We start from the raw sequence: 20,349 nt of genomic DNA, 5'->3' as shown, positions 1-20,349 counted from the left end.
GCGCGGGCGCCGAGCCTCCGTATTCAGTTGCCGCAGAGGAGAACGTACGCAACTAGACGTTCGGGCCGACAGACCCCAGAGGACCAATTTCTCGCTGCAGTCTTGACCGGGAATGACTAGTCACCCCCGTCAGTCAAGGCGAAATGGTGCCGAGTTACCGATAAGGTCACCCATTCGACGTACTCTTGGACTTGTGCAAGCTCAGGGCAAAGATCGTTCCTCGCCGTTCCTGAACATCACGCGGTTGATCGCCGCCGGTGCGGCCGCGGGCGTTCTCACGGCTGCCATAGCCCTTCCGGCCGTCGGCGGGGCGGGGATGTCCGCCAAATCCGCGATGACGGGGATCAACCTAAAACCCGAGGACCTGGACGAACCCCCGCTGCCCGAGCGCACGGTCCTGCAGGACGCCGACGGCAAGCAGATAGCCCAGTTCTACTACGAGAACCGCCAGTCCGTGAGCTTGGACCAGGTCGCCCCCATCATGCGCACCGCGCTGATCTCGATCGAGGACTTCCGTTTCTATCAGCACGGCCCGATCGACGTGGAGGGAACGGCCCGAGCTCTGGTCAAGAACCTCACCACGGGCGGCGTGACCCAGGGCGGCTCGTCGATCACGCAGCAGTACGTCAAGCAGGTGCTGCTCAACTCGGCCGAGACCAAAGAGGAACAGGCCGCGGCCATCGAGGCCACCGTCGGGCGCAAGCTCAACGAACTGCGCTATGCCATGGCGATCGAGAAGAAGTACACCAAGGATCAGATCCTTGAAAAGTATCTGAACATCGCATACTTCGGCGCCGGCGCGCACGGCATCCAGGCCGCTTCCAAGCGCTTCTTCGGCAAGCCGGCCTCCGCGCTCAATCTCGTCGAGGCGGCCACGCTCGCGGGCGCGGTCCAGAACCCCAACCGGACCGACCCGAACGTCAGCAAAGCGTCCAGGGAACTGCTGAAGGCCCGGCGCAACGTCGTCCTCGACCGAATGGCCGAACTCGGCAAGATCACACCGCAGGAGGCCGCCGAGGCCAAGGCCAAGAAGCTGGTCTTCAAGGACACCAAGGTCTCCGGCGGCTGCGAGGAGAGCAAGTACCCGTACTTCTGCCTCTACGTTCAGAACGAGATCCTCAACAACGAGGATTTCGGTAAGACCCCCAAGGAACGCCTCAAACTGCTCCAGCGTGGCGGTCTCACCATCAAGACCACCATCGACAAGAAGATGCAGAAAGCCTCCGAGAAGGCCATCAAGGAGTACGTCAGCACCAAGGACAAGCCCGTGGCCTCGCAGGCGATGGTCGTGCCGGGCACCGGCGAGATCAAGGCGATGGCGGCCTCGCGCAAGTTCGGCGGCAGCAAGAAGAAGAATGAAATGAGCTACAACGTCGTCGCCGACGCCAAGCACGGCGGTGGCGGCGGCTTCCAGCAGGGCTCGACGGCGAAGGCCTACACGCTCGCCACAGCGCTCGAGGAGGGCCTGAAGTACGGCGACGGCTACCCGGCGCCCGCCGGCTTCACCGCGTCCGGCTACGGCGCGTTCAAGGACTGCGACGGCAAGCGGGTGGGCGACCCCACGCACGAGGTACGCAACTCCAGCGAGGGCGGCGGCGGCTTCAAGACGCTGCAGACCGGCACCTGGGGCTCGGTCAACACGTTCTTCATGCGGCTTGAGGAGCGCGTCACGCTCTGCAAGGTCGTCAAGCTGGCCAAGCGGATCGGGCTCAAGCGGGCCGATGGCACGAAGCTCCGCGAGTTCGAGACCTTCACGCTCGGCATCAACGAGGTCGACCCGGTCACGGTGGCCAGCACCTACGCGGTCTTCGCCTCACGCGGCCAGTACTGCAAGCCGCTGGCGATCACCGAGATCAAGGACCGCTACGGCAAGGCCACGCAGTACAAACCCAAGTGCTCCAAGGTCATGGAGGAGGAGGTCGCCGACGCCGTCAGCGGCATCCTGTCGGGCGTGTTCACCAAGGGCACGATGCGGGAGGTCGGCGGCATCGGCCGGGACGCGGCGGGCAAGACGGGCACCACCGACGGCTACACGGCCGCCTGGTTCGCCGGTTACACCCCGAACCTCGCCTCCGCCGTCAGCCTCGGCGACCCGCGCGGCGCCTTCACGCACAACCTGATCGGCGTCACCATCGGCGGCCGCTACTACAGCTACGTGTACGGCGCGTCGATCTCGGGCCGCATCTGGAAGCAGGCGATGCTCGGGGCGCTCAAGGGCGTCGAGCCCACCAAGTTCACGCCGGTGGATCAGGAGCGGTTCGGCGGCTGCGGCGACAACTGCGCGCCCAAGCCCAAGAAGGAGAAGAAGGACGATCAGGGCGGCCCGCCGGACGACTTCTTCGACCAGTTCAACCGCGACGACAACGGCGACGACAACCGGGGGCGGGGCCGGGGACGCGGCGGCGAATCGCCCATCACTCCGGCGAACGTCGCTCCGTTGAACTGACCTGAGCTCGCTTGGAGCCCTGGGTGCCCGCTTTGGGGCGGGCACCCTCTTGGCTAGGCGGACAGTCGCGCGCGTACGGCGGCGGCGACCCGTCCCCCCTCCGCGCGACCGGCGACTTTCGGGTTGACGGCCTTCATGACCTGACCCATCGCCTGCGGCCCGGCGGCACCGGTCTCGGCGACGGCCTCGTCGACGAGGCGGCCGAGCTCCTCGTCGGAGAGCTGCGCCGGCAGGTATTCCTCCAGCACCGCCTGCTCGTCCAGCTCCGCCTGGGCCTGCGCCGCGCGACCGGCGTTGCCGAACGCCTCCGCCGCCTCCCGGCGCTTCTTGGCCTCCTTGGTCAGCACCTTGATGATCTCGTCGTCGGAGAGCTCCCTGGCCGCCTTGCCGGCGACCTCCTCGACGTTGACCGCGGCCAGTGCCATCCGAATCGTCCGGAGACGTAGCTCGTCCCGGCTCTTCATGGAGGCCGTGAGGTCGGCCTTCAGCTTGTCCTTCAATGCGCTCATGCGGTCCATCTTGCCGCGTGTACGGACGGCTACGCGCTCGCGCGCCCCATCACACAGCCCAGCACCCGGCCCTTTCGCGGCCTTTGTACGGCCTGCTGGCGCCCTTCTTACCGCCTTCTCGCAGACTCGGGACGGCCCGGGCCGGATGTCGGGCATCATGAATGGGTGAGGAAAGCCGCCGCTGTACCACTGTCCATGCTCGGTCTCGGCCTGGCCGGGTTGGGTTACGCCTCCGTCGTCGAACGCAACTGGTTCCGGCTGCGCCGCTTCGACGTGCCCGTACTCGAGCGCGGGCAGCGACCCGTACGCATCCTCCACCTGTCCGACCTGCACCTGACGCCGGGCCGCAAGAAGCTGATCAACTGGGTCCGCTCGCTCGGCTCGCTGGAGCCCGACCTGGTCGTCAACACGGGCGACTCGATCGCCCACCCGGAGGCCGTGCCCGCGCTCCTGCACGCCCTGGAGCCTCTGCTGGCCCGTCCCGGGATGTTCGTGTACGGCTCGAACGACCTCTACGCCCCCAAGCCCAAAAACCCGGCCCGCTACCTCTGGCGCACCTCCAAGAAGGACCGTCGCCAGCACGTCCCGTCCCTCCCCTGGGAGGAGCTCGGCGCCGGCATGACCGCCGAGGGCTGGCTCGACATGAACAACACCACGGCCCGCGTCAAGATCGGCGACCTCGACGTGGCGGTGGCGGGCATCCACGACTCCCACATCGACCGCGACCGCTACGACCTGGTCGCCGGCCCCGCCCCGGCCGACGCGGACCTCCGCCTCGGCGTCATGCACTCCCCCGAGCCCCGCAACATGACCCGCTTCGCCGCCGACGGCTACCAGCTCCTCCTGGCCGGCCACACGCACGGCGGCCAGCTCTGCATCCCCTTCTACGGCGCCCTGGTCACCAACTGCGGCATCGACCGGGCCCGCGTCAAGGGCCTCAACCGCCACGACGACGCCTGGCTGCACGTCTCGGCCGGCCTCGGCACCTCGCCGTACGCCCCGGTCCGCTTCGCCTGCTTCCCGGAGGCCTCGTTGCTGACCCTGCTTCCGCGCCGGTAAAGGCGGTCACAAGCACCCGCGAAGTCAGCTAGACTTTCTCAAGCACGCTGCAGAGGGCGTGCAGCGGGGTGTAGCGCAGCTTGGCAGCGCGCTTCGTTCGGGACGAAGAGGCCGTGGGTTCAAATCCCGCCACCCCGACAGGGTTCCCGAGGTAAGGGCCTGGTTCTCAAGATCGAGAGCCGGGCCCTTGTTCATTTGACCGCCACACTCGTTCGAATGACAGGATCACAGTGTCCGCCTCGATGGCAGCCGCAAACGAGCGTGACAGTGAGAGGTCCACCCTGCGCCGTTAAGTGCGAGAGGGCATACGAGCACGCCGACCAGGCCGGGCGCGATGAGCTGTGCGGCCTGTTCGAAGACTTAGCGCAGCTCGGCGAACCAGCGGCGGGCCTCCGGCCAGCAGTCGGTCACGTCGAAGCTGCCCAGCCGGGCTGTGCGCCTGATGTCGTCGGCGGAGACCACCGCCCAGGCGAACCAGTCGCCCACGACATCGTCGCGGCGCAGCCGTACCCGGTTGACACGGCTGCTCACCCCCGGCGGGTCGACCTCGACGATGGCCCGGCCGCCCGGACGTACCAGCTCTCTGACTCTGCGCAGCAGGACGCCGGGATGGCCGCCGATCCCGATGTTGCCGTCAGCGAGCAGGGCCGTCTCCCAGCGGCCGCTTCCGGGCAGTTCGTCGAAGACGCTGCGGCGCAGCGCGAAGCCGCCCGCTCGGCGGGTCAGGTGTACGGCGTGCGGGGTGATGTCGATGCCGAGGGCCGGGATGCCGCGGCGGTTGAGCGCGACGGTGAGCCGGCCTGGGCCCGAGCCGATGTCCAGGGTGGGCCCGGCGCATCGCCGCAGCATGGTCTCGTCGCCATCGATGGGCTCGAACCAGCGAGTGGTCTCCAGGAGAGTGCGGGTGCCGTCGACGTACTCGAGCTCGGCGGAGGCTCCGGCCAGCGCGTCGGCGTAGATCTCGCCCATCATCGCAGTGCGACCGCCGCCAGCTCGTGGAGCGCCAGGGCGAAGCGTGAGGCCGGGGCGTCGGAGGCGACCTGGGCGGCGTCGGCCGCGGTGTCCACGTCGGTCAATTCGGGCAGGTGCCGTACGCTCAGCCCCGCCCCGCTGAGGCGTTCGAGTTGCGCCCGTCCGGTGTGGGGCTGCGACATGGGCACGCCGAGCAGCAGATCGGGATCGGGACGACGCAGCCCCAGCAGCCAGAAGCCGCCGTCCGCGGCGGGTCCGAAGACGGCATCGTCTTCGCTCAGTCCCTGTATGGCCGCGTGCAGCAGCTCGGGGGTCACTTGGGGGGTGTCCATACCGATCAGCACCATCGGCTCCGGCCAGAGCCGGTAGGCGTCGGCGAACGCCGCGGCGAGGCGCTCGTCCAGACCGGACCCGCGCTGGGGGATCACCTCGAAGCCTGCGGGCAGCCAGCCGCCGGGCAGGCCGTCCAGGACCAGCACCCGCTGGGTGGCGGGTGTCACCGCGACGGTACGCAGGGTGTCCTCGAGCGCGGCCTCGGCCAGGCGAGCCGCCTGGGCCGGGCTGTAGGGCGGTGTCAGGCGGGTCTTCACCCGGCCCGGCACCGGCTCCTTGGCAATGATCACGATCTGCGTCATGCCCTGAAGATAAGGGCTGTGACCTGCGTCATCTCTTACAAGGTCGTTACGGCACGGACTTCTTACGGAGTGCGAACGATACGGGCCACGTGTTCGGCTCGCGGGTGGCGGGCCGGGTCGCCCTACACGCTGATGGCGACCTTGCCCCGGGCGTGATGGCCCAGCATGTACGGTGCTCGCCGCGCGCGATGTCATCCTCCGTCACATGTGGGCGCCCCGCACAGTGGAGGCCCGGACCACACCCGGACCCGCCGTGCCGCGGTACGCCAACGCGGTGATCGGCATCTTCCGCGAAGGCGGCTTCTCCGTCGCGCTGGCACACCACGCCCTGCACATCCTCGGCAGCCGGATGCTGGGTTCTCGCAAGATCTTTTCGATGATTCCCCGATCTCGACCGGCTCAGGAACGGCTGATCGGCTCCGGCCTGTCTCCGGCCGGCGTGGGCCTGGCTGCGGAGCGTGCCGCCACTTCGCGCGAGCGGATTCTCAGCTCCGCGCCCGCCGTCCCGCTGCCGGCGGTAGTGATGCAGACTTTCGCGCGGCGTTCATGACGCGCCGCATGTCGGCGACCGCCCGCATGGTGCCGCGGACGGTGCCGGTGACCTTGGAACGGCCGCTGCGCGGCAAGTAGTCCACCTCGACCTCGGCGATCCGCCAACCGGCATGCGCGGCGCGCAACACCATCTCCAAGGGGTAGCCGAACCGGCGATCGGTCAGGCCGAGCGCGATCAGCTCCGCTCGTGAGCAGGCGCGCATCGGCCCCAGGTCGTGCAAGGGCGCACCGGTGCGGCGGCGCAGCTTCCTGGCCAGTACGGCGTTGCCGAGGCGGGCGTGGGCCGGCCATGCCGCGCCGGCCCGCGGAATCCTCCTCCCGAGCACCAGGTCGGCCTCACCCGCCAGCACGGAGGCGACCACCTCGGGCAACTGCTGAGGATCGAGCGAGGCGTCCGCGTCCATGAAGCAGACGATGTCCGCCGTCGCGGCCAGCACTCCCGCGTGGCAGGCGGCGCCGAACCCGCGGCGGGGCTCGCTGACCACGCGCGCGCCGAACTCCGCCGCCACCTTGGCCGAGCCGTCAGTGGAGCCGTTGTCGGCCACGATCGCCGTGTAGCCGGGCGGCATCCGGTCAAGGATCCACGGCAGCGCGGCCTCTTCGTTCAGACAGGGCAGCACGACGTCGACGGTCATGACATCCCCAGCGGAGCGGTGGCGAACTCTTTCATTCCATCCGCGAACGTGACCCCGGCACGGAATCCGAGCTCGACTCTGGCCCGGTCGGGCGCGGCGACGATATGCCGGACATCGCCCAGCCGGTACTCGCCTGTGACGACCGGTTCGGGTCCGCCGTGCTCGGCCGCCAGGGCGGCGGCCATCTCTCCGACGGTGTGCGGGGTGCCGCTGGCGATGTTGTAGGCGGTCAAGCTACCTGGCACCGGTGTGGCCGCGGCCAGGTTCGCCTGGGCGACATCGCGCACGTGCACGAAGTCGCGCATCTGCCTGCCGTCCTCGAACACCCTCGGCACGCGGCCCGCCTCCAACGCCGACTTGAAGATCGCCGCCACTCCCGCATAGGGGGTGTCGCGCGGCATCCGCGGACCGTAGACGTTGTGATACCTGAGCGCCACCGCCGTTCCCGCCGTCTCCCGCGCCCAGTTCGCCGCCAGGTGCTCCTGAGCGAGTTTGGTCGTGGCGTAGGCGTTGCGCGGGTCGAGCGGAGCGTCTTCTCCGATGACCGCGCGGTGCAGCGTGGCGCGGCACTCCGGGCAGGTCGGCTCGAAGAGGCCACGCCGGAGGTCCTCGGCGGAGCGCGGGCCTGGGCGTACCCGGCCGTGCTCGGGACAGTCGTAGGCGCCCTCCCCGTAAACCACCATCGACGAGGCCAGGACCAGCCGCTCAATGCCGTGTCTGGCCATCGCCGCCAGCAGGACCGCGGTGCCGTACACGTTGACCGCCGCGTAGTCGGGCAGATCAGCTACATCCACGCCCAGACCCACCTTGGCAGCCTGGTGCACCACCAGGCCCACGCCCGGCAGAGCCCGGTCCAGGACTGCCTCGTCCCGCACGTCGGGACCGTCCTTCAGATCGAGTCGCACCACCCCGTGCCCGGCCGCTTCGAAGGCCTCGACGACATGACTACCGATGAATCCGGACGAGCCGGTGACCATGACCTTCACCTGGCTGACGTTAACTGTGGAGACCGCGCGTTGTCAGAGCCGCCGCGGCCGCGTTCGCAAGCCGTAAGAACTGCGGTGTACCGCAAGGGTCCGGAGGCTCATCGCGCCGCTCCCACCTCTTGCGCCGCTCCCCTCTCGACGACCGTGCGGGAGCGGCGGGCCCGGCGTACGGCCCAGCCCGCGAGCACGGTCAGGGCCGCCAGTGTGTAGGCGAGCGTCGCAGGGCCGAACAGGTAGCCGACCGCTCCCGCCAAGGCCACGCCCAGCCACTCCCACCGGCCGTCCATGGCGACCAGCGCGACCACCAGCAGGGCGTACCAGGAGTACTCGGGCGTGAACAGCAGCAGGACGGACCCGCTGACCAGCAACGCGCCGCCCCAGGGCCGCTCGGGATCTCCGTAGCGCAGGACGTACAGCACCACCAGCGCCAGCAGCAGGATCGCGGCGAACGGAGCCCACGAATCCGGCATCACCAGCCGCAACACCGCGTACCGCCCCCTCGCTGAGGGCGCCTCGTAGCCTTCCTCCTGGACGTACCCGAACAGGTAGCCCGCCACGGAGCCCCGCGAGATGAGCACATAGGGCAGGTAGGTCAGCACGATCACCAGGACGGCGGGCACGACGACGGCGGCGATGCGCCGCCAGGCCACCCCGCCCTTGAGCACCCCCGACAGCGCGCCGGGCAACGCGGTCGCGGGGATCAGCTTGGCCGCGATGGCCGCGCCGAGCAGGGCTCCCCGGCCGCGGACCACGCAGAAGGCGAGCACCACGAGCAGCACGCCCAGCATGTCGATGTGCGCGTTGTTCACCGCCTCGGCGGGCACGGCCGGGCACCACGCCCAACAGGCGGCCCGGCCCGCGCCCGCCCATCGCCACAACGCCAGCAGCACCGCGATCGCCATCAGCGCGCCGCCGGCCTGCAATCCCTTGTGCCGCGAACCCTCCGGCGTCAGCCAGTGCACCAGCAGGAAGTACCCCTCCGCCAGCGGCGGGTAGATCGTGTGCACCAAGGGTCGGTTGATCCGGGTGCACACCCCTTGCGAGACCCGGGCGCGATCGGGCGCGTCACAGTCATCCGGGAACAGCCAGCCGTCACGCAACGGGCTCAGCGCCGGATCGGCGGGAGGATGGTCATAGGGCGAGATGCCCGCCGCCTGAACCCGGCCGTCCCACGCGTACCGGTAGGAATCAGTGCTGGTGCTCGGCGGTGCGACCAGGCCGGTGGCGGTCACGATGACGCCGCCCGCGACGACCAGCACCGCGCGCTGCCGCGCCGGCATCGACCTGGCCAGCCACAGCGCCACCACGTACAGCCCCCACGCGACCAGGTACCACGGCAGCAGGTCAGGACGCCCGAACGCCATCCTGACCAGGACGGCGACGAGCGCCAGGAGTGTCGCGCCGACGTACATCGTGTGCCTGCTCACGCTCCGCAGCTTCGCATCGGCCACCCCTCATGAGGCTGCCGCAGCGCGGTTCGTCCGTACTCCGTAAGAAATCGCCGCGGCAACGCCCCGGGAGAGTCACCTGCGAAGCGGACTCGTCCTGGCGAGCGCGGCGGCGAAGGCGGAGCGCGGACTGAGAGCCGCCACCGCGAACACGTCGGCCGCGGTGTCCACGTCGGTCAGGCACGGCATCGAGGCGACGCTCAAGCCGGCCTGGGTGAGCCTGCGCAGCAGGACCTCACCCGTGGTCGGCTCCGACATCGGGACGCCGAGCAGCAACGCCGGGTCGGGGACATGCAGGCCGAGCAGCCAGAACCCGCCGTCCGCCGCCGGGCCGAACACCGCCTCGTGGTCGCCGAGAAGGGACAGGGCGGTGGTCAGCAGGCCCGGGGTGACCTGCGGCGTGTCCATGCCGATGAGCACGATGGGTGCGGGCAGGAGCCGGTGGGCGTCGTCGAAGGCCGCCGCGAGCCGCTGGTCCAGCCCGCGGCCGCGCTGCGGCAGCACCGTGAAGCTCTCGGGGAGCCAGGCTCCCGGGGTCCCGTCGAGGGCGAGCACGTGGCGGGCGTCCGGCACGCGGGCGACCGTCCGCAGCGTGTCCTCCAACGCGGCGGCGGCGAGTGCCGCGGCTTCGCGCGGGGTGAAGGGCGGGATCAGCCGGGTCTTGACCTTCCCGGGCACCGGCTCCTTGGCGATCACTACGACCTGGGCATGGATCGGATGCTCGCCGTACCGCCCGCTCATGTCCTACCCTCGCGGCCGGCCAGGACCCGGCGCATGTCTCCGACGGCCCGCAGCGTGCCGCGCACCGTACCGGTCACCTTCGACCGGCCCGCCCGGGGCAGATAGTCCACGTCGGTTTCGCCTATCCGCCAGCCTGCGGACGCCGCGCGCAGGACCATCTCCAGGGGATAGCCGCAGCGCCGGTCGGTCAGCCGCAGTGCCAGCAGGTCGGCGCGCCGACATGCCCGCATCGGCCCGAGATCGTGCAGGAGGGCGCCGGTCCGGCGGCGCAGCCTCCTGGCCAGTACGGCGTTGCCGAGCCGGGCATGCATCGGCCACGACGCGCCGGGACGCAGGACGCGCCGTCCGAGGACCAGCTCCGCCTCGCCGTTCAGGACGGGCCCGGCCACCAACGGCAGCTGTCCGGGATCCAGGGACGCGTCGGCGTCCATGAAGCAGATCACGTCCGTGGTCGCGGCCATCAGTCCGGCATGACAGGCGGCGCCGAACCCACGCCGGAGCTCGGTCACCACCGTCGCGCCGAGCGCGGCGGCGACCCGTGCGGATCCGTCGGCCGAGCCGTTGTCGACCACGATCGGATGGAAGCCGTCCGGCATACGCCCGAGCACCCACGGCAGGGCCGCCTCCTCATCCAGGCAGGGCAGCACCACATCGAGCTTCATATGTCGACGCTAGAGCCGCAGGCCGTACCCGATCCTCACGGGAGGGTCACGTGCCTTCAGAGAAATCGCCAGTTCCCAGCGGCGCCACGGCGAACTCCCGCATCCCTTCGGCGAAGCCGATCTCCGCGCGGAAGCCGAGCTCGCGGGTGGCGCGGCCGGCGGCGGCGACGATGTGCCGCACGTCGCCCAGGCGATACTCGCCCGTCGTGACCGGCTCGGGACCACCGTGCGCGGCCGCGAGCGCGGTGGCCATCTCCCCGATCGTGTGCGGCTCGCCGCTGGCCACGTTGCAGACCGTCAGCACTCCGGGTGGAGTGCTGGAGCCGAGGGCCGCGAGGTTGGCGTGGGCGACGTCCCGGACGTGCACGAAGTCACGTCGCTGGCGGCCGTCCTCGAACACCCGAGGTGCCCTGCCTGCCTCCAGAGCCGACCGGAAGATCGCCGCGACCCCCGAATAGGGCGTGTCCCTGGGCATCCTCGGACCGTAGACGTTGTGGTAGCGCAGCGCGATCGGCGTACCGCCGGTCTCCCGCGCCCAGTTGGCGGCCAGGTGCTCCTGAGCGAGCTTGGTGGTCGCGTAGACGTTGCGGGGATCTGGGGGCGCATCCTCGTCGATCGCGGCGGGTGCCAACTCCGCCCCGCAATACGGGCAGCGGGGTTCGAACGCGCCGCGGGCGAGATCCTCCCGGGCACGAGGACCCGGCCGGACCCGGCCGTGCCGGGGGCAGTCGTAGGCGCCCTCGCCGTACACGACCATCGACGAGGCCAGGACCAGGCGGCCCACACCGTGCTCCGCCATGCCGGCGAGCAGCACGGCGGTGCCGTGTACGTTGACCGAGGTGTAGTCAGGCAGATCGGATACACCAGCCCCGATCCCTACCTTCGCGGCCTGGTGGACCACCGCGTCGACGCCCGGCAGCCGACGTGCGAGCACCTCCGCGTCACGAACGTCACCGACCACATGACCGGCCCCCGGCCGGCGGTCGAGGCCGGTGACCTCGTGGCCGGCCACCCGCAGCGCCTCGGCCACATGACTTCCGATGAAGCCGGCCGCGCCGGTGACCAGTATCTTCACCGCACCAACGCTATTGCCCGAACTCCAGCGAGCCCAGAACGCGGGTCGTCAGGCATGGTCACGAGTGACCCTTGACCGTGTCGAGACCGCTTCATGCGGCGGCGTCGACCCGGCCGCCGGGACTTCGCCGTTAACGTGACCGGTGTGGCCGCGGACGTCTTCCCGGCTCTCCGGACGATGCCGGAATCCGTCCGTGAGTAGTCGCGGGTTTCGAGAATGGCTCAGCCCGGCGGCTGTGGCACGGCTTCCGATCTTGCTCGCCGCGGCCGCGGGACTCGTCGCGATGGCCGTGTACGTCGGCATCGCCGTGAGCCGGCTGGGTTATCCGTACGCCCTGGAGTGGCTGGAAGGCAACTCCCTGGTCGAGGTGGAACGGTTGCTCACCGGCCGCCCGTTGTACTCCGCTCCCACGGTCGACTACGTGCCCGACGCCTATCCCCCGCTGTACTTCGCCACCTCCGCGGCCCTCGCGAGCGTGCTGGGGGTCTCCTATCTCCCGCTCCGACTGGTCTCGCTGGTCGCCTCGCTCGGCTGCTTCGTCCTCCTCACCCGGCTGGTCCAGCGCGAGACCGGAGATCTGGCCGCCGGGGTGGCCGCGGCAGGGCTCTACGCCGCGACCTACTTCGCCGTCGACTCCTGGTTGGACTTCGCCCGGGTGGACTCGCTCTTCCTTCTCCTCAGTCTCGCCGGGCTGTACCTGGCCCGGTGGATGCGCCGGCCGGGCGGTGCGGTGGCCGCCGGACTGCTGCTCGCGGCGGCCTTCCTCACCAAGCAGAGCGCGCTCGCCGAGGCGGTGGCGATCACCGCTGCGCTGCTGTGCGGTCCCCGGCGCCGTCTGGGAGGGTGGCTGGCGGTGACGTTCGCGGCGGTGATGGGCCTGACCACGCTCGTATGGGGCCTGAGCAGCCACGGCTGGTACGTGTTCTATGTCTTCGAGCTGCTCGCCCAGCACCGGCTTCACCACGCCGCGTTCACCGAGTTCTGGACCCGGTACCTGTTGCCCGCCCTCGGCTTCGCGCTGGGCGCGGTCCTGCTCGCGGTGCGGCGGACTCCGCTGCTCATCGGCCTGGGCTGCCTCGCCCTGGTCGTGGAAGGTTACGCCGGCCTCGTGCACGCGGGCGGTGCGGTGAACAACATGCTTCCGGTCTATGTCGCCGTGGCGTTTCTCGCGGGTATCGGGATGGGCGGCTCGACGCCGAGCCCGCGCGGGGCCGTGGCCGGTCTGCTGGTCCTGGCGCAGATCGCTGTCCTGGCCGTGAGCACCCTCGATGCCGACCGGGTGGTCCCGGGCCCCGCTGACCGACGTGTGGGTGACCGGCTCCGCACGTGGCTGGGGGAGTTCGACGGGCCGGTGGCGGTTTTCTCCGATCCGGGACTGAACGTGGTGGCCGGGCTCCCGCCCGTGGCCCACCGAGCCGCCGCCGCCGACATCCTGCGCGGCACCGACCGCTCCGCACAGGCGGAGCTCGAACGCAGCATCGCCCGCGCGGTGACCGAACGGCGTTTCGCCGCGATCGTGGTCGGGCGCCCGACCGATCTCCGGGGATTTCCCCCCGATCTGACACGGTACTACCGCCGCTGCCCTGAGAAGCTGCTGGCGGATGTCCCGAAAGGGGTGTTCCGGCCGATCGTCGGGGGATCTCCGCCGCCTTCGGTCTTGTGGCTCCCCTTGGGGCGGGGTTCCTGCGCGGAGATCACGCGACGGCTCGGGTGACCGCCGCGGCCCACGCCGGCCGCCCCAGTTATGCGATCCCAAATAGGGGTATTTCCGGCAGAACACTTGTTTCGGGGTGATTCGGTGTCAGATCGGAAAAACGTCACCGCTTGGCTGCGAGAACATCCTCCGCCTGGCCCGTTCCGGCCGGGGTTCTGGCGCAGTCCGCTGCGTGGCCCGTGGCTGACCTCGGTTTTCGGTCTCGTCCTGCTGTTCGGGATCCCGATCATCGCGATCACCGGACTGGTGTCCTACGCCGCCTATGACCCGCAGTTGCCCATCAACGACACGACCCCCGAAAAGGGATGGCTGGGCTTCTACCTGTTCGACTGGCCAACCCACCCGGCCTGGCTGTACCGGGTCACGCAGGGAGTGCACGTCGTCCTCGGACTGACGTTGACCTCGGTGCTGCTGGCCAAGCTGTGGTCGGTGATCCCGAAGCTGTTCACCTGGCCACCGGCGCGCTCCCCCGCCGAAGCCGTGGAGCGCGCCAGTCTGCTGCTCCTGGTCGGCGGCGCGGTGTTCGAGTTCGTCACCGGCATCCTGAACATCCAGCTCTTCTACGTCTTCCCGTTCTCCTTCTACCCGGCCCACCTGTACGGGGCGTGGATCTTCCTCGCGGCCTTCGTGGTCCACGTCGCCTTCAAGCTGCCGAAGATGGTCCGATCGCTGCGGTCGCGGAGCTTCCTTCGTGAGCTGCGTACCAGGCTGGAAGAGACCCGTCCTGAGCCACCCGATCCCGATGGCCTGGTTCCCCCGTCTCCGGCGGAGCCCACCATGTCCCGGCGGGGCGTGCTCGCCTTCGTGGGCGGCGCCTCACTGATCACGCTCGGTCTGTCCGCCGGCCAGACCCTGGACGGACCGCTGCGCCGCACCGCGCTCCTGGCCCCGCACGGGCGGGACTACGGCCCCGGCCCCAACGACTTCCAGGTGAACAAGTCCGCCACCGCCATGGGCGTCCATCTGGCGGACACCGGCCCGGCATGGAGGCTGGAACTGGCCGGACCACGTCCGGCCGGCCTGAGCCGCGCCGAACTGCTGGCGATGCCGCTGCACACCTACGCGCTGCCCATCGCGTGCGTGGAGGGATGGTCCACAGAGCAGTTGTGGACGGGCGTACGGCTGGCCGATCTGGCGCGGCTGGCGGGGATGACGCCCGGCATGGCGGAGGTGCTCGTCGAATCCCTGCAACGCGGCGGCTCCTTCCGCCGGGCATCGCTGAGCACGGGCCAGGTGGCCGACCCCCGCTCCCTGCTCGCCTTGCGGGTCAACGGCGCCGATCTGTCCCTCGACCACGGCTATCCCGCCAGGATCATCGTCCCGAACGCCCCCGGCGTGCACAACACGAAGTGGGTCCGCAGACTCGGCTTCCATCCGACGGCGAAATGAGGGACGACATGCCTTCCCGGATCCGCAGGAGGATGGCCGGCCGCTATGGGGCCGACCCGTTGCACCTGCTGGCGCTGCTCGCCTGCTTCGCCCTGGCCGGATACGCCGCCGGCCGCGTCGTCGCCGCGGGCATCTGGATCGGCTTCCTGGTGTGGTTCGTCGGCGCCGCGGTCATCCACGACCTCCTGCTGTACCCGCTGTACTCCCTCGCCGACGTCACCGCGCAGCGGCGGCCATGGCATCGCCGCCGGCCACCGTCCGGCACCTCCACCTGGCCACCGTCGATCAACTACCTGCGCGTGCCGGCCGCGCTGTCCGGCCTGCTGCTCCTCATCTGGTTCCCCCTCATCCTCCGGCTGGCCGAGGGCAATTACCACAGGTCAACAGGGCTGGACACGAGCCCATATCTCGGTCGGTGGCTGCTGGTCACCGGCGTGCTCTTCGCCGGATCCGCGCTCGCGTACGCCATCCGGCTGCGCCACCACAAGACCCCGGCCGAGCCGCCACCTCCCCTCCCAGCGCCGCAAGCCCGGCGATCATCGCCATGAGGCTCCCTTGAGCACCAGGCCGATCAGCGACCACGCCCTGCTGGGGGACTGCCGATCCGCGGCCCTGGTCACCTCCGACGGTTCGGTGGACTGGCTCTGCATGCCACGCTTCGACAGTCCGTCGATCTTCGCCCGGCTGCTCGACGAGAACGCCGGATACTGGTCCATCCGGCCCACCCGGCCCGCGGAGATCACCCGCAGGTATCTGGACGACAGCCTGGTGCTGGAGACCACCTTCCGTGGTCCGGACGGAACCGTGGTACTCGTGGACGCCCTCGCACTGGGCCACGGAGAACGCGGCCACTCGATGGGCGCGTCCTCACCCGGCGTTCTCCTGCGCCAGGTGACCTGCGTCGAAGGACGCGTGCCCGTAGAGGTGGTGTACGCGCCGAGGCCCGAGTTCGGGCTCGTCAAGCCACTGATAGAACCGGTCCGCGGCGGCCTGATCGCGCACGGCGGCGCCCACGTCCTCACCATGTCGACACCCATCGACCTGCGAGTGAGCGGTGCGGTCGCCGACACCACCCACACGCTGCGAGCGGGAGAACGCCTAGGGCTGGCCCTGCGGGCCGGTTGGGCATGGGGTCCCGAACAACCGTGTCTGAACCCCCGGCACATCCGCCGCCGCCTCAGGGACACCGTCACCGGCTGGCGCTCCTGGTCCCGGTTGCACGCGCGCTACCAAGGCCCGTGGCAAGATCAAGTCGGCCAGAGCGGCCGGGTGCTGCGAGCGCTGACGTTCGCCCCCACCGGGGCCATCGTCGCCGCGGCCACCACCTCCCTGCCCGAGAGCATCGGCGGAGAACGGAACTGGGACTACCGCTACACCTGGATCCGCGACACCAGCTTCACCCTGCAGGCACTGGCCACGGCGGCGTGCGAGATGGAGGAGACCGCGTTCTTCGCCTTCCTCGCCCGCGCCGCGGCCACCCAACTCGACCACGACGTCGACCTGCAGATCATGTACGGCGTCGGCGGCGAGCGGGACCTGAGCGAACGCTCCCTGACCCACCTGAGCGGCTGGCGGGGCAGCGCCCCGGTACGCGTCGGCAACGACGCCTGGCAGCAGCGACAGATCGACATCTACGGGGAACTGCTCGACGCGGCCCACCAGATCTACCATGACGCGGACCCGCCCGACACGCTCACCCGCTCCTTCCTGATCGGCGTGGCCGACGCGGCCGCCCGGCACTGGCGCGAGCCGGACCAGGGCCTCTGGGAAATACGCGGCCCCAGCCGGCACTTCCTCCACTCGAAGCTCATGTGCTGGGTGGGTCTGGACCGGGCGATCACCCTGGCACCCCTGCTGGGAGCCACCAGCCGCGTCCCCGGCTGGACACGCGAGCGCGAGCGGATCCGCGCCGCGATCCTGACCCACGGATGGAACCAGCAGGTGGGGGCCTTCACCCAGACATTCGCCGCCGCCGATCTGGACGCGTCCGTGCTGATGATGCCCATGGTCGGATTCCTGCCCAGCGACGACCCCCGCGTCCGGGCCACCGTGAACGCCGTGGCCGCGCACCTGACCGACGCCCGCGGTCTGGTACACCGCTACCGCGCGGCGGACGGACTCCCGGGAGAAGAGGGCACGTTTCTGCTGTGCACCTTCTGGCTCGCCCACGCCCTGGCACTCACCGGCGAAAGCGCCCCGGCCAAGCAGGTGTTCCGCACCGCCGCCTCGTACGCCAACGACGTCGGCCTGCTGGCCGAAGAGGTCGACTCCGCCACAGGCGAACCCATCGGGAACTTCCCGCAAGCCTTCAGCCATATCGGCCTGATCAACGCCGCCCGCGCCATCCGCGACACGGACACAGCAGCCGACCTTGTCATAGCCCCTGGGTAACGTGGTCCTCATCCACATCCCACAACTCTCGGAGGAGATCATGTCCTCACGGCTCAACCCCTACCTGGTGTTCAACGGCAACGCCCGTCAGGCGATGGAGTTCTACGCGAACGTGTTCGGCGGCAATCTCGCCCTCAACAGCTTCGCCGAGTTCGGCGTCACGGACTCACCGGATGCCGACCGGATCATGCACGCGATGCTGGAGACGGACGCCGGTTACACGATCATGGCCAGCGACGTCATCGGCGACATGCAATTCCAGCCCATGGCGGGCGCTTCGGTGAGTCTCAGCGGCGACGACGCCGACCTCCTGCGCGGCTACTGGGAAAGACTGTCCGCAGACGGGTCCGTCACGATGCCCATGCAGAAGCAGGCCTGGGGCGACGAGTTCGGCATGTGCGTCGACAGGTTCGGTGTGCCGTGGATGGTCAACATCAGCGAGCCGCAGACGGGCAGGTGACGGTGCGCAGCCTTCGCGTTGCTGGGCGATCAGGTGACCGCCAACCGCCTACCTGCGGGAGTTCGCCAACTTCGAGGTCCGCACCACGACCGGTGGCGGGATGACCTGGAAGGGCCGCTATCTCAAGGGCCGCGAGACCTACGTCGAGCTGTTCAGCGAGGGCGACCTGCCCGGTCAGGACGCCCTCTACGGCTCCGCCGGACTGGGCGTCTCGACCGAGCGCAGCGGCGACCTGGCCAAGGTGACCGCGAACCTGGCCGACCTGGGCATCAGCGACCCGGCCAAGTACCGCCAGACGCGCGACTTCGGCGACGGCGTTCCCGTGCCGTGGTTCGACACCATCCGCACCACCTCCGAGCAGTACGAGCACTTCGACCCGTGGGCGATGGAGTACTTCGCGGAGTACTTCGCCGACCCGCGCAGCCAGACCGAGCCGGAGAGCTACCCCGGTGACGTCAGCCGTGAGCGCTACCTGCCCGACGCCTACGCCGACCATCAGATGCGGGACGTGACCAGCATCCGCATGGGCGTCACCGCGCGCGATCTTGCCAACACGGTCCCCCTGCTCAAGGCGGGCGGATTCGAGGTCACGAAGGTCGGCGGCGGTGTGATCGCGATGGGCGGCGGCACCACGATCCAGCTCGACTCCGTCGAGCGTGCGCAGGCGGGCCTGAAGCAGCTCACGTTCTCGCTCAACCAGGCCGCGGCGACCAAGCATGAGGAGCGCATCGGACGTTCGACGCTGACCGTGGGCCCCGGCGCCCAGGCCGTCTGGAACTTCGACGCCCCGCAGTAACCCTCTCCCCACCAGCTCCTACGCGCCCGGCCCGCGACGTCATCGTCGCCGGCCGGGCGCCGTCGTCCGCATTGACGGCGGTCATTTGACCTGCGGGTGCTGGTTCAGCGGCGGCCGCGGCGGGCGGTGCCGAAGATGGATCTGACGATCTCCCGGCCGAGGGCGGACGCCGCCGACCGCGCCAGGGAGCGGAACTCCTTCGAGTCCAGCATGGAATGCCGAGGTTCGGGTTCCGGCTCGCGCGGGGCTTCGGGAGTGGGCTTGGCGGGCTGTGCGGCCAGTTTCGTGGCCAGGATCTCGTAGGCCGACTCGCGGTCGACCGCCGTGCCGTACTTCTGCTGAAGTGGTGAAGCGGTGATGGCGCCCTGGATCACGTCGGGGCTCGACGGCGCCATGAGCGTCTGGGGGGCACGCAGCCGCGTCCAGGCCACCGGGGTCGGCGAGCCCGTCTCCGACAGGACCGTGACGACGGCCTCGCCGATGCCGAGCTCGGTGAGCAGGCGCTTCAGGTCGTAGGAGGACTCGGGGAAGGTCGACACGGTGGCCTTGAGCGCCTTGGCGTCCTGGGGGGTGAAGGCGCGCAGGGCGTGCTGCACGCGCGCGCCGAGCTGGGCCAGTACGTCGGCCGGCACGTCCTTCGGGGTCTGGGTGACGAAGAACACGCCCAAGCCCTTCGACCGGATCAGCCGCACGGTCTGGGTGATCGACTGCAGGAACGCCTTGGACGCGTCGTTGAACAGCAGATGCGCCTCGTCGAAGAAGAACACGAGCTTCGGCTTGTCGACATCGCCCACTTCGGGAAGCACGTTGAACAGATCGGCGAGGAGCCACATCAGGAAGGTGGAGAAGAGCTGCGGCCGGTCCTGCACGGCGGGCAGCTCGAGAACGGAGATCATCCCACGGCCGTCCTGCGTCACCCGGATGAGGTCGCGCACGTCGAACTCCGGCTCGCCGAAGAACGCCCCCGCCCCCTGCGCCTCGAAGTTGGTCAACGCGCGGAGGATGACCCCCGCCGTCGCCGCCGACAGCCCGCCGATCCCGTTCAGCGCCTCCGGAGTGGTCGTCAGATACCGGATGACCGCGATCAGGTCCTTGAGGTCCAGCAGGGGCATTCCCTGCTTGTCGGCGAAATAGAAGATCAGCCCGAGCGACGACTCCTGCGTCTCGTTGAGCCCGAGGACCTTGGAGAGCAAGGTGGGCCCGAAGGCGGTCATGGTTGCGCGGATCGGGACGCCTGACCCCAGACCGCCCAGGGAGAGGAATTCCACCGGATAGGCCGTGGGTTGCCACGTCTGCCCCACCTCGGCGGCACGCTGGGTGACGCGCTCGGAGGCGGTGCCCGGTGAGGCGAGCCCTGACAGGTCGCCCTTGATGTCGGCGAGGAAGATCGGCACGCCTTGGGCGGCGAGCTGCTCCGCCATGAGCTGGAGGGTCTTGGTCTTCCCGGTTCCGGTGGCGCCGGCCACCAGTCCGTGCCGGTTCAGCATGCTCAGGGGGATGCGGATCCGCTCTACCGGGCCGGCGGTGTCGTTCTCACGCACCAGGGCCCCGAGTTCCAGGGCAGGTCCCTCGAAGTCGTACCCCTTCATCGTCATCACCCCCGCATTGTTACTACCCACGGTGACGCATCGGTCGCAAAGGATGACTAAAGAGGCGGAGGGGACCTTGCGTGGGGTCCATGACGCGTTGCGGCCCGGTGGGCGGCTCGTGTTCGAGACCCGCGATCCGGCGAAACGGGCCTGGCGGGAGTGGAATCGCGCGGCGGCCAGAGGAGTCGTGGCTATGAGCCTTTGGGGTCGAAGAGGCTCCTGCACAGCCGCGCCCTGAAACCCTCGAATCGCAGGCACGGCGATCGGTGTCTGGCGCTCTTCAGGCGATG

19 protein-coding genes and 1 tRNA gene are annotated in these 20,349 nt (G+C 69.7%); 10 read left to right on the top strand and 10 right to left on the bottom strand.

What is annotated here, in order from left to right; translation table 11 throughout:
- Window positions 1-193 precede the first annotated feature (193 nt).
- Complete coding sequence (locus AB0B91_RS54215; protein ID WP_358339320.1) at window positions 194-2,446, top strand: transglycosylase domain-containing protein; 2,253 nt, start codon at window positions 194-196, stop codon at window positions 2,444-2,446.
- A 53-nt stretch (window positions 2,447-2,499) separates the two neighbouring features.
- Here the strand turns inward: AB0B91_RS54215 and AB0B91_RS54210 are convergent, their stop codons facing one another.
- Window positions 2,500-2,955, bottom strand: coding sequence for a GatB/YqeY domain-containing protein (locus tag AB0B91_RS54210; RefSeq protein ID WP_358339317.1), 456 nt, complete (start codon window positions 2,953-2,955; stop codon window positions 2,500-2,502).
- A gap of 195 nt (window positions 2,956-3,150) precedes the next feature.
- On the opposite strand from AB0B91_RS54210, the gene AB0B91_RS54205 reads away from it, so the two are divergent.
- Entirely contained in the window at window positions 3,151-4,014 is an 864-nt protein-coding gene (locus AB0B91_RS54205; protein ID WP_358339416.1) for a metallophosphoesterase, read from the top strand.
- A gap of 64 nt (window positions 4,015-4,078) precedes the next feature.
- Window positions 4,079-4,152: transfer RNA gene (locus tag AB0B91_RS54200), tRNA-Pro, on the top strand.
- A 222-nt stretch (window positions 4,153-4,374) separates the two neighbouring features.
- Here the strand turns inward: AB0B91_RS54200 and AB0B91_RS54195 are convergent.
- On the bottom strand, window positions 4,375-4,983 hold the full coding sequence (locus tag AB0B91_RS54195; RefSeq protein WP_358339314.1) for an SAM-dependent methyltransferase: 609 nt from the start codon (window positions 4,981-4,983) through the stop codon (window positions 4,375-4,377).
- Window positions 4,983-5,621: a TIGR04282 family arsenosugar biosynthesis glycosyltransferase gene (locus AB0B91_RS54190; protein ID WP_358339311.1), complete on the bottom strand. Its 639-nt coding sequence runs from the start codon at window positions 5,619-5,621 to the stop codon at window positions 4,983-4,985. The genes AB0B91_RS54195 and AB0B91_RS54190 overlap by 1 nt, the downstream gene beginning before the upstream one ends.
- A gap of 274 nt (window positions 5,622-5,895) precedes the next feature.
- Here AB0B91_RS54190 and AB0B91_RS54185 point away from each other — a divergent pair, with 274 nt between their 5' ends.
- On the top strand, window positions 5,896-6,171 hold the full coding sequence (locus AB0B91_RS54185; protein WP_358339308.1) for a hypothetical protein: 276 nt from the start codon (window positions 5,896-5,898) through the stop codon (window positions 6,169-6,171).
- On the opposite strand, the gene AB0B91_RS54180 is transcribed toward AB0B91_RS54185, so the two are convergent.
- The 6 genes from AB0B91_RS54180 to AB0B91_RS54155 all read right to left on the bottom strand — a co-directional run bounded on the left by AB0B91_RS54180 (window position 6,107) and on the right by AB0B91_RS54155 (window position 11,720).
- The gene (locus tag AB0B91_RS54180; RefSeq protein WP_358339305.1) at window positions 6,107-6,808 is read right to left on the bottom strand and encodes a glycosyltransferase family 2 protein; all 702 of its coding nucleotides are present in this window, start codon (window positions 6,806-6,808) and stop codon (window positions 6,107-6,109) included. The two genes, AB0B91_RS54185 and AB0B91_RS54180, sit on opposite strands and share 65 nt — an antisense overlap.
- On the bottom strand, window positions 6,805-7,794 hold the full coding sequence (locus tag AB0B91_RS54175) for an NAD-dependent epimerase/dehydratase family protein (protein WP_358339302.1): 990 nt from the start codon (window positions 7,792-7,794) through the stop codon (window positions 6,805-6,807). Before AB0B91_RS54175 ends, AB0B91_RS54180 begins: the two co-directional genes overlap by 4 nt.
- Window positions 7,795-7,892: 98 nt before the next feature.
- Window positions 7,893-9,221, bottom strand: a complete 1,329-nt coding sequence (locus AB0B91_RS54170; protein WP_358339299.1) for a glycosyltransferase 87 family protein — start codon at window positions 9,219-9,221, stop codon at window positions 7,893-7,895.
- A gap of 96 nt (window positions 9,222-9,317) precedes the next feature.
- Entirely contained in the window at window positions 9,318-9,983 is a 666-nt protein-coding gene (locus AB0B91_RS54165) for a TIGR04282 family arsenosugar biosynthesis glycosyltransferase (RefSeq protein WP_358339296.1), read from the bottom strand.
- Complete coding sequence (locus AB0B91_RS54160) at window positions 9,980-10,645, bottom strand: glycosyltransferase family 2 protein (protein WP_358339293.1); 666 nt, start codon at window positions 10,643-10,645, stop codon at window positions 9,980-9,982. The genes AB0B91_RS54165 and AB0B91_RS54160 overlap by 4 nt, the downstream gene beginning before the upstream one ends.
- Window positions 10,646-10,691: 46 nt before the next feature.
- On the bottom strand, window positions 10,692-11,720 hold the full coding sequence (locus AB0B91_RS54155; RefSeq protein ID WP_358339290.1) for an NAD-dependent epimerase/dehydratase family protein: 1,029 nt from the start codon (window positions 11,718-11,720) through the stop codon (window positions 10,692-10,694).
- Window positions 11,721-11,955: 235 nt separating this feature from the next.
- On the opposite strand from AB0B91_RS54155, the gene AB0B91_RS54150 reads away from it, so the two are divergent.
- The 6 genes from AB0B91_RS54150 to AB0B91_RS54125 all read left to right on the top strand — a co-directional run bounded on the left by AB0B91_RS54150 (window position 11,956) and on the right by AB0B91_RS54125 (window position 18,470).
- Window positions 11,956-13,434, top strand: coding sequence for a glycosyltransferase family 39 protein (locus AB0B91_RS54150; RefSeq protein ID WP_358339287.1), 1,479 nt, complete (start codon window positions 11,956-11,958; stop codon window positions 13,432-13,434).
- Between the two features lie 84 nt (window positions 13,435-13,518).
- Complete coding sequence (locus AB0B91_RS54145; protein WP_358339284.1) at window positions 13,519-14,823, top strand: molybdopterin-dependent oxidoreductase; 1,305 nt, start codon at window positions 13,519-13,521, stop codon at window positions 14,821-14,823.
- Between the two features lie 8 nt (window positions 14,824-14,831).
- On the top strand, window positions 14,832-15,371 hold the full coding sequence (locus tag AB0B91_RS54140) for a hypothetical protein (RefSeq protein ID WP_358339281.1): 540 nt from the start codon (window positions 14,832-14,834) through the stop codon (window positions 15,369-15,371).
- A 7-nt stretch (window positions 15,372-15,378) separates the two neighbouring features.
- Window positions 15,379-17,214 (top strand): glycoside hydrolase family 15 protein, encoded by a 1,836-nt coding sequence (locus AB0B91_RS54135; protein ID WP_358339278.1) that lies wholly within the window; start codon window positions 15,379-15,381, stop codon window positions 17,212-17,214.
- Window positions 17,215-17,254: 40 nt separating this feature from the next.
- Entirely contained in the window at window positions 17,255-17,674 is a 420-nt protein-coding gene (locus AB0B91_RS54130) for a VOC family protein (RefSeq protein ID WP_358339276.1), read from the top strand.
- 52 nt (window positions 17,675-17,726) lie between these two features.
- Window positions 17,727-18,470, top strand: coding sequence for a DUF5829 family protein (locus tag AB0B91_RS54125; RefSeq protein ID WP_358339414.1), 744 nt, complete (start codon window positions 17,727-17,729; stop codon window positions 18,468-18,470).
- Between the two features lie 104 nt (window positions 18,471-18,574).
- Here the strand turns inward: AB0B91_RS54125 and AB0B91_RS54120 are convergent, their stop codons facing one another.
- Window positions 18,575-20,065 carry a helicase HerA-like domain-containing protein gene (locus tag AB0B91_RS54120; RefSeq protein WP_358339412.1) on the bottom strand — a complete coding sequence of 497 codons (1,491 nt, stop codon included), beginning with the start codon at window positions 20,063-20,065 and terminating at the stop codon, window positions 18,575-18,577.
- Between the last annotated feature and the right edge of the window lie 284 nt (window positions 20,066-20,349).

It is taken from the genome of Nonomuraea sp. NPDC049141, from assembly GCF_040648415.1.
Taxonomy (GTDB): domain Bacteria; phylum Actinomycetota; class Actinomycetes; order Streptosporangiales; family Streptosporangiaceae; genus Nonomuraea.
The sequence above is the reverse complement of the archived record's forward strand: the minus strand, read 5'-3'. Positions and strand labels throughout refer to the sequence as shown.